A 9,330-nucleotide genomic window follows, 5' to 3' on the forward strand; every position below is an offset into this window, starting at 1 on the left:
GTCCCCAGCAGTTGTCTCGCTCTCTCCCAAGCGCCATTCTGTCTATTGTGATTCCTACCCGTCTTGAGGCCGAGCGCCTGGTCCATGAATGGACCGCCTCCGAGTCCCTCCGTAAGCACATGCTGGCCGTCGAATGCGCCATGCGCGCGTACGCCCGTCATCTGGGCGAAGACGAAGAGCTGTGGGGAGTGACCGGGCTCATCCACGATTTTGATTACGAACGCTATCCCAACGATTCCCAGGCCGCGGATGTCGAACATCCGGCGGAAGGGGTGCGCTACCTGCGCACGCTGGAGTGGCCGGAGAGTGTCTGTGAGGCGGTGCTGGGCCATGCGCACTACTGCGGGGTACCGCGGGTGACCCCCATGGCCAAGGCGCTGTTCGCGGTGGACGAGTTGACCGGATTGATCACGGCCTGCGCCCTGGTGAAGCCCTCCAAGGCGGTGGCCGACGTGGATGTGGCCGGAGTTCGCAAGAAGATGAAAGACAAGGCCTTCGCGCGCGGCGTGAACCGCGATGACATCGTGCAGGGTGCCGACGCCCTTGGCGTGCCGCTGGATGAACACATCCAGCGGGTGCTGACGGCTATGCAGGCACACGCCGAGCCGCTGGGTTTGGCCGGAATTGCCCCCTCATCCTCAACGACGTTTTCCGGCGATGCGTAAGTCGGGTGACCCTACCCGATCCTGTGACTGCCCTCTCCCTCCCGATCCCGAATGCGTCGCCCAGCAAAGGGCGGCCCGAACGGGCTGTGTCCGATATTCGGGTAATGGGGCCGTCCGTGGCATCTGAGCGCCCGATTTCCCCCGAAGCGCTCGAGGAGCGGGAACTGGTCCTGGCCGCACAGGCTGGGGACAATGCCGCCTTTGCAGGCCTGGTCCGGCGCCATCAGCGCCGGGCTTACGCCGTGGCCCGGGCAATCGTCCTTTCGCATGACGACGCCGAGGATGCGGTGCAGGAAGGATTTCTGCATGCGTTCCGAGCGTTGGAGCGGTTTCGTCCCGAGCAGGCTTTTGGGGCGTGGCTGCACCGCATTGTCGCCAATGCGGCCCTCGACATCGCGCGCCGCCGGAAGGTGCGTGATGCCGATGAATTGCCGGAGACGCTCTCGTCTCCACATCGAGACCCCGCAGAATCCGACGAACTGCGCGCGCGGTTGACGCGTGCGCTGGACACCCTCGGCGAACGGCAGCGCGCAGTGATCGTGCTGCATGACGTCGAGGGATATAAACACGCAGAGATCGGCGCCCTGCTCGGTATCCCCGAGGGGACTGCCCGATCGGACCTGCATCACGCTCGGGCGCACCTCAGGCGCCAGTTGAGCAACCTTCGGAGTGAAAAATGAACGGCACACGGAACGACGACGGGCGGAGCCCGGGCGCGGATCCCCAGGTGACCGCGATGTTGCGGGCGCACTACGCGGCGCCACAGGACAACGCCCTCTGGGCGAAACAGGAACAGCGCATCATGCAGTCCCTGCCGCTGCGACTGGGCAAGGTGGTGCAGGAACTCCGCCCGTCGTGGTGGAGTGGCTTCGCGGAGCTGCGCACGGCGGAATTGCGGACGGCAGGATTGATTGCGGCCACACTGGCGCTGCTGGCGGCTGGTGCGACGTTCGTGCGCGATCAGGCCGCCAACGCCAAGGCACGTGAGCTGGCCGCCCGTGAGGTGGTCGAGTCCACGCAGCCGCTGGATGATGTGACGCTGACGCGGGTGCGCCCGCACCTGCCGGCCGACGCGCCGGAACGGTATCTGCATCCGCTCGACTACTAGTCCGTCGGCAGTACCGTGTCCTCCCCCCGCCCAAAGTCGCTCGCCATCATGTTCCTGCTCGGTGCCTTCCTGATGGGAGGCGCCGTGGGGTTCGCCGCAGAGCGGGTGGTCACGCCACCCAGCGCGCCGCGCGTGACTGATGAGCGAGCCATGCTCGACGAGCTCGACCGAGAACTTTCCCTTAACGCCGACCAGCGCCGAGTCGTCGATTCGGTGTGGGAGTGGCGGAAGGACCGGTCCCGCGAAATCATGCGCATCGTCCGCCCGTCCCTGGATTCTTTGCGGGACAGTGCGCGGGTGCTCATGATGAACACGTTCGACAGTACCCAGGTGGCGGGATTCCGCCGACTGCTCGAGCGCAACCAACGCGTCGCGGACAGCACGGCGCGTGCACGAGGTGAAGTCCGGTGAAGCTTGGTCAGTCCGTTGGTCTGGCTTTGGTCGGGGCGGTCCTGGTGGCCGCCCCGCTTGGCGCTCAACCCCCTGCCGTCCCCGAAGACGGCGCCCGCCCGGTCTCGCTGCGCGAGGCGATCGACATGGCCGCCCGCAATGCGCCAGCGGCCGTCCAGGCGCGGGGGTTGAACCGCAACGCCGCGGCCGCACGGCGGCAGGCGGTGGCGTCCTACTTTCCCACCGTCAATCTGAACGCGACGAGTGGTCATACGCAGGGCACCACGATCAACAGCTTCAACGGTCAGCTGACGGCTCTGTCGGGCAACCCGTGGAGTTACGGCAACACGCTCCGTATGGATCTGGAGCTGTTCGATGGTGGTCGTCGCTTCTCTGAGGCCCGACGGATCCGGGCCACGGCCGACGTTGCCGAAGTAGCGGCAACCACGGCGCGTTTTGATGCGACCCTGCAGGTCAAGCAGCAGTACTACGCGGCACTGGCCGCGCGTGAGTCTGCCGCAGCGGCCAAAGCGCAGCTCGAGCAGGCCGACCAGCAGCTCAAGGCGTCCACAGCACGCGTTGCCGCCGGTGTGGCGACCAAATCGGACTCCCTCCGGTCTGCCATTTTGGTGGGTAACGCGCAGCTGGCCGTACTCACGGCCGAAAACGACCTGCGAGTGGCAAACGCCTCGTTGACGCGCGTGGCGGGATCGACCGCGACGATCACGGCGTCCGTGACGGACACGCTCGACTCTCCCGTGGATTTGCCGTCGGAGGCCGAGCTGACGATGCTGGCCAGCGACGGCCCGGCCATCCGTTTGGCCCAGTCGAACGTGGCGGTGGCCCGCGCGGCGAAGCAGACCCAGCGTACTACCTACCTGCCAACGCTGGGAATGCAGTTCAATTACGCCTTCAATCAGAACGCGGCGGGCTTTGTGGGCCGCAACCTGCTGCTGGTGGGCAGTGAGCATGCCACGCGTCAGACGATGAACTTCAATATCAGCTATCCGCTGTTCAACGGGCTGCAGCGTGAATCACAGACGGTACAGGCCGATGTGACGCTCACGAATGCCGAGGCACAGCTGCGCGACGCACAGCTCGCCGCCAAGCAGAACCTCACAAACTTCCTGCGCTCGCTGCAGAACGCGATGGCCCGTGTGCAGGTGCAGATGGCGGCCATCGCGGCGGCGGAAGAAGACCTTCGTGTGCAGCAGCAGCGCTACGAACTGGGTGCCTCCACGCTGCTCGATCTGCTCACCTCGCAGACCACGCTGAACCAGGCGCGTCAGGCACTGATCCAGGCCCGCCTGGACAGCCGTATCGCACGCGCGCAGCTGTCAGTCCTGGTGGGTCGCGAGCTGTAGTCCGCCCCACGCCGACAGGTACCACACCTGTAGAAGCCCACAGCCGCCTTCGGTGGCTGTGGGTTTTGTTTTTCGAGGCCATGAGCCGCTTTGTCCAGTGTTTGGCAAGGAACGCCGCGATTACATTAGTCGGGTCCTATCACTCCAAATGACCGACGACCAACAGCCTCCGTCTTCGCCGTCAGAAGCCGGAGATACAGAAAGCAGCACCGACGCGAAGCCCGCGGACGAGCCCAGTACACGCTCCTCCGGGTCGCTTCGCCACCCCAGCGGACCCGCGCCTGACCCAGGTCCGGTCAATGCGCTGGAGGCCGCGCCGGGCTCGGAGTTCCGCGCAAGCACCGGGATGTTTCCCGCCGCCTCCGTCACCACGCACCAGCGCGATGAACACCCCACCGGCAAGCGGCTGGCCGTCCTCACGCTGACGGCGCTTGGTGTGGTCTACGGGGATATCGGCACCAGTCCCCTCTACTCCATCAAGGAGTGTTTCAGCCCGCTCTATGGGCTCCAGCCCACACGCGAGAATGTCTTCGGTATTCTCTCGCTCATCGTCTGGGCGCTCACGCTCGTGGTCACGGTGAAGTACGTAGGCTACGTGCTGAGAGCCGACAACCGCGGTGAAGGCGGCACCTTTGCCCTGCTCGCGCTGATTTTCCCGCGCGGCACGCCACAGAGCTTTGCCAAAGGCGGCATCTTCGTCGCACTGGCGCTCTTCGGTACGGCCCTGCTCTACGGCGACGGCATCATCACGCCCGCCATGACCGTACTGGGCGCCATGGAAGGCCTCGAAGTCGCCTTCCCGCAACTGGCACACTACATCGTGCCCTTCTCGCTGGTCATCCTCACCGCGCTGTTCCTCGTGCAACGACACGGCACAGACCTGATCGGCAAAGCGTTCGCTCCGATCATGGTCCTGTGGTTTGGTGTGATCTCCGTGCTCGGTCTGATGGAGATCCTCCATTCGCCGTGGATCCTCGCCGCCGTGAATCCGATGTACGCCGTGCACTTCGTACAGGCGCACGGCAAGCTCGCGTTCTTCGTGCTGGGTTCGGTGGTGCTGGTCATCACGGGCGGCGAAGCGCTGTACGCCGACATGGGTCACTTCGGTCGCCGTCCGATCAGCATCGCGTGGCTGGTCATGGTATTCCCGGCGCTGCTGCTCAACTACTTCGGCCAGGGCGCGCTGCTCGTTCGCATGCCGGAAGCCGCCGAGAACCCGTTCTTCTTGCTCGCGCCACGCGCGATGCTCATCCCATTGCTCGTGCTGGCCACGCTGGCGGCCATTGTAGCGTCCCAGGCGATGATCTCCGGCGCGTTCTCGGTCACGCGACAGGGCATCGCGCTGGGCTTCATCCCGCGTCTCGAGATCAAGCACACGTCGCAGAAGGAAGAAGGGCAGATCTACATCCCCGAGGTGAACTGGTTCATCGCCGTCGGCTGTCTGCTCATCGTCGTGGCCTTCAAGAACACGTCGGCGCTGGGTGCGGCCTACGGCATCGCCGTGACCGGCACCATGCTCATCACCAGCGTGCTGTTCTATCTCGTCGCCCGCATCCGTTTCCGCTGGGAACCCTGGCAGGCCATCCTGCTCACATTGGTGTTCCTGTCGGTCGACTTGCTGTTCTTCAGCGCCAATGTGGTGAAGCTGGCCCATGGCGGCTGGGTCCCGATGGTGCTGGGTGTGTTGCTGTTCATCCTGATGCTCACCTGGAAGCGCGGCCGAGCCCTGCTCATGCAGCGTCTGGCGGAAGGCACCATGCCCATCGCCCTCTTCCTCGATGGCGTCGCGCAGTCCAAGGTGCATCGTGTGCCTGGCACGGCGGTGTTCATGACCGGCAATGATGACGGCGTACCCCCCGTGCTGTTGCATCATCTCAAGCACAACAAGGTGCTGCACGAGCGGGTATTGCTGGTGTCGGTGAAAACAGCCGATATCCCCGAGACCAGCGCCTCAGAGCGGGTGCGTGTACTGCCGCTGGGTCACGGTTTCTGGCGCGTGATTGCTTCGTACGGCTTCATGCAGACGCCCAATGTGCCGCAGATCCTCGAAGTGGTGGATCAGATGGGCATTCGCTGCAAGCCGATGGAAACGAGTTACTTCCTTGGCCGCGAGCGTCTGATTCCCGTGCCAGGCAGGCCAGGAGATCGTATTACGCTGTCGAAGTGGCGCAAGATCGTGTTCTCGATCATGGCACGCAACGCGAGATCGGCGACGGATTTCTTCAATATCCCGCCCAATCGTGTGGTGGAGCTGGGTACTCAGATCGAGTTCTGACCTGTGCGCAATGGGCAGTGAAACCACCGCGCCCATAGCACACAACCCATAGCCGCGGTTCTCTCCAATAGCTGGCGATCATGCCGAGTCCTATCACCTACGACTTACAGCTTAGGACCCGCTCCCCCAGGACCTGAAACCCAAACGCCCGCGCTTCTCAATCGACGAGAAGCGCGGGCGTTTTCGGTTTTAGGGCAGCGGGTACTAAGCTGTAGGCTGCAAGTGGTAGGTTGGAGCTGAGATCTCCAGCTATCGCGAAAAACTGCAGCCGTGAGCTATGGGCGATGGGCTGTGAGCTCCAAGACAAAGCAGCTCACGACAGCCCATCGCTCAAACTCAATCGCCAGTCACCGTTGCCGGCTCGAGCGAGCCGGAAGTCGCGCGCTTGCGGCGCGCTTCGCGGCGCTTCACCATCGCGTCGAGATAGGTATACACCACCGGCGTCACGTACAGCGTGATGAGCTGCGAGAACGCGAGACCGCCAACCACCGCCAGACCCAGCGGCTGACGCGATTCGGCGCCGGCGCCATATCCGATGGCGATCGGCAGCGTACCCATGAGAGCTGCCATCGTCGTCATCGTGATCGGACGGAAACGCACACGGGCCGCTTCAAGAATGGCATCCGTGGGATTCATCCCTTCCTTACGTTCGGCCTCGATCGCGAAGTCGATCATCATGATCGCATTCTTCTTCACGAGACCGATGAGCATGATCACGCCGACATACGCGTAGACGCTCAGGTCCTTGCCGAAGATCATCAGCGTGGCGAGTGCACCGACGGCCGCGAACGGCAGGCCGGAGAGAATCGTCAACGGGTGGATGAAGCTCTCGTACAGGATGCCGAGCACGACGTAGATCACGAAGATCGCGACCACGAGCAGTGCGAGCAGGCCGCTCTGCGCCTGTGCAAAGGCCTGCGTGTCACCCGACAGCACCGCCGTCACACCAGTCGGCAGCACGGCGGCCGCTTCCTGCTGCACTGCGGCGACGGCATCACCAAGCGCGACGTTCGGGCGCGTGTTGAACGAGATCGACACGGCCGGCTGCTGGCCGTTGTGCTGTACCGACTGCGGTCCAACACCCTTGGTGAACGTGGCCACCGCACCGAGCGGCACCTGGTTGCCCGTGTTCGAGCGGATGAACAGCTGGCTCAGCGACGCCGGATCACGCTGGAACTCCGGCAGCAGCTCGAGAATGACCTGATACTGATTGACCTGCGTGTAGATCGTCGACACCTGCCGCTGGCCGTAGGCGTTGTACATGGCGTTTTCGATCTGGCTCGCCGTCACACCCAGTGCCGAGGCGCGTTCACGATCGATCGTGACGGATACCTGCGGATTGCCGACCTGCAAGTCGCTGGAAACATTCTCGAGGCCGGGCAGTTCACGCATGCGCACGTCGAGTGCGCGAGCCGCTGTATACAACTCGGCGATGTCGGCGCCCTGCAGCGAGACGGAGTAGGCGCTGTTGCCGCGGCGACCACCGATGTTGATCGGCGGCGGATTGCGGAAGAACACCTGCACGCCCGGCACGCCGGAGGTGGCGCGCGTGAGTTCGCGCATCACTTCGTCGACATGCTTGCGCTGTTCGCGATCGACCAGGGTGAGCTGGATGCGGCCGCTGTTGCTGCCACCACCACCGCCACCACCGATCGACATCAGCGCGAACTTCACGTTCGGGTTGTTGGTGAGAATCGCACCAACTTCACGCACCTTGAGCGCCAGCGCGTCATATCCGATGCCTTCCGGACCTTCCACCGAACCCTGCAAACGACCGGTGTCTTCCGACGGCAGGAAGCCCTTCGGGATGATGATGAACAATCCAACGGTCGCGGCCAGTGTCAGGGCGCTGAACACCATGGTGAGCGGACGATGCTGCATCACCCAGTTCAACGACCGGACGTACAGGTTTTCGGTGCCCTGATAGAGCCGCTCCACCGAGCGCCACTTGCCCTGCGTGTCCGCGTGCCCTTCACCGCCCTTGAGGAACTTGGCGGCCAGCATCGGCGTCAGCGTCAGCGACACGAAACCGGATACGAGGATGGCCACGCCGATGGTGACAGCAAACTCGCGGAACAGGCGACCAACCAGTCCGGGCATGAACAGCAGCGGAATGAACACCGCCACCAGCGACAGCGTCATCGAGAGAATCGTGAAGCTGATTTCCCGCGAGCCATCGAGCGCCGCCTGGACAGGGCCTTTCCCCATTTCCATGTGACGCACGATGTTCTCGAGCATCACGATGGCGTCGTCGACCACGAAGCCGACGGCGAGAGTGAGGGCCATCAAAGTCAGGTTGTTGAGGCTGTACCCCAACGCATACATCACGATGCACGTGCCGATGATCGAGAATGGCAGCGCCAGTGACGGGATGATCGTCGCCCGCATGTTGCGCAGGAACAGGAAGATCACCATCACGACGAGCGCCACCGTCAACAGCAGCGTGAACTGCACGTCCCACACCGAATGCTCGATGCTCTCGGCGCGGTTGAAGATCGTTTCCACCTGCACGCTGGGCGGCAGTTGCGGCAGCAGTTCCTGCATGGCCGCATCCACGCCCTTCGCCGTACCCACCGTGTTGGCGCCAGGCTGACGGATGATGGCGAGCGAAATGTTCGAGCGACCATTGAGCTCGCTCATGCCACGCATGTTCTGCAGGCCGTCGAACACGTTCCCAAGGTCGCCAAGTCGTACGGGTGTACCGTTGCGGTAGGCCACCACCAGCGCGCGGAACTCGGAGGCGTTCTTGAGCTGGCCGGTGGCCTGCAGCGTGAACGACTGGTTCGGACCCATCAGCACGCCGGCCGGTGAATTCGAGTTGCCGGAGTTGATGGCCGACTGCACTTCATCGATGCCGATGCCGCGCTGCGCCAGCGCGCTCGGGTCGAGCTGCACACGCACCGCGTACTTGGCCGAACCGAACACCTGCACCTGCGCCACGCCGGTGATCGTGCTCAGGCGCTGGGCGATGAAGGTCTCGGCGTACTCATTCAACTCCGTGCGCGAAAGCACGTCGGAGTTGAGCGAGTACATCATGATCGGCGCGTCGGCCGCATTCGCCTTGTTGTACGAGGGCGGGTTGATACCCTGCGGCAACTGGCGCAGCGACTTGGAAATGCCCGACTGGATGTCGGCCGCCGCCTTGTCGATATCGCGATCGAGGTTGAACTGGATCGTGACGTTGGTGCTGCCCTGCGAGCTCGACGACGTGATGTTGTCGATGCCGGAGATCGTGGCAAACTGCTGCTCGAGCGGCGTTGCCACCGACGTCGCCATGACTTCCGGGCTCGCGCCTGGCAGGTTGGCGGAGACGGTGATCGTGGGATAGTCGATCGTCGGAAGATCGCTGACCGGCAGCCTCTGATACGCGAGCACACCGAAGATCAGGATGGCGGACATGACGAGCGTCGTCATGACGGGTCGCTTGATCCAGATCTCGCTGATGTTCATGCCTTCGACCGGCTCACCGGTCTCTTTCTGCTGCTGCCGTTCGTCGCTCATCGCGCCTGGCCTCCCTGGCCTCCGGAC

General features: G+C 63.7%; 7 protein-coding genes. 6 read left to right on the top strand and 1 reads right to left on the bottom strand.

Going from position 1 to position 9,330, the window contains the following annotated elements:
• Nucleotides 1-50 precede the first annotated feature (50 nt).
• The 6 genes from VGE27_RS02050 (at nucleotide 51) to VGE27_RS02075 (ending at nucleotide 5,802) form a co-directional block, all read left to right on the top strand.
• On the top strand, nucleotides 51-665 hold the full coding sequence (locus tag VGE27_RS02050) for an HDIG domain-containing metalloprotein (protein ID WP_345787966.1): 615 nt from the start codon (nucleotides 51-53) through the stop codon (nucleotides 663-665).
• Between the two features lie 116 nt (nucleotides 666-781).
• Entirely contained in the window at nucleotides 782-1,345 is a 564-nt protein-coding gene (locus VGE27_RS02055; RefSeq protein WP_331047966.1) for an RNA polymerase sigma factor, read from the top strand.
• On the top strand, nucleotides 1,342-1,773 hold the full coding sequence (locus VGE27_RS02060) for a hypothetical protein (RefSeq protein WP_331047967.1): 432 nt from the start codon (nucleotides 1,342-1,344) through the stop codon (nucleotides 1,771-1,773). Before VGE27_RS02055 ends, VGE27_RS02060 begins: the two co-directional genes overlap by 4 nt.
• Nucleotides 1,774-1,788: 15 nt before the next feature.
• The gene (locus tag VGE27_RS02065; protein ID WP_331047968.1) at nucleotides 1,789-2,184 is read left to right on the top strand and encodes a hypothetical protein; all 396 of its coding nucleotides are present in this window, start codon (nucleotides 1,789-1,791) and stop codon (nucleotides 2,182-2,184) included.
• Nucleotides 2,181-3,527, top strand: coding sequence for a TolC family protein (locus VGE27_RS02070; protein ID WP_331047969.1), 1,347 nt, complete (start codon nucleotides 2,181-2,183; stop codon nucleotides 3,525-3,527). Before VGE27_RS02065 ends, VGE27_RS02070 begins: the two co-directional genes overlap by 4 nt.
• Nucleotides 3,528-3,873: 346 nt before the next feature.
• Complete coding sequence (locus VGE27_RS02075; protein ID WP_331047970.1) at nucleotides 3,874-5,802, top strand: potassium transporter Kup; 1,929 nt, start codon at nucleotides 3,874-3,876, stop codon at nucleotides 5,800-5,802.
• A gap of 336 nt (nucleotides 5,803-6,138) precedes the next feature.
• On the opposite strand, the gene VGE27_RS02080 is transcribed toward VGE27_RS02075, so the two are convergent.
• The gene (locus tag VGE27_RS02080; protein WP_414653531.1) at nucleotides 6,139-9,252 is read right to left on the bottom strand and encodes an efflux RND transporter permease subunit; all 3,114 of its coding nucleotides are present in this window, start codon (nucleotides 9,250-9,252) and stop codon (nucleotides 6,139-6,141) included.
• Between the last annotated feature and the right edge of the window lie 78 nt (nucleotides 9,253-9,330).

Origin of the sequence: Gemmatimonas sp., from assembly GCF_036405635.1 — a bacterium.
Lineage (GTDB): Bacteria > Gemmatimonadota > Gemmatimonadetes > Gemmatimonadales > Gemmatimonadaceae > Gemmatimonas.

Coding starts and splice junctions, on each gene's coding strand:
- VGE27_RS02060 (WP_331047967.1), top strand. CDS start 1,342: ATGAACGGCACACGGAACGACGACGGGCGGAGCCCGGGCGCGGATCCC.
- VGE27_RS02075 (WP_331047970.1), top strand. CDS start 3,874: ATGTTTCCCGCCGCCTCCGTCACCACGCACCAGCGCGATGAACACCCC.
- VGE27_RS02080 (WP_414653531.1), bottom strand. CDS start 9,252: ATGAACATCAGCGAGATCTGGATCAAGCGACCCGTCATGACGACGCTC.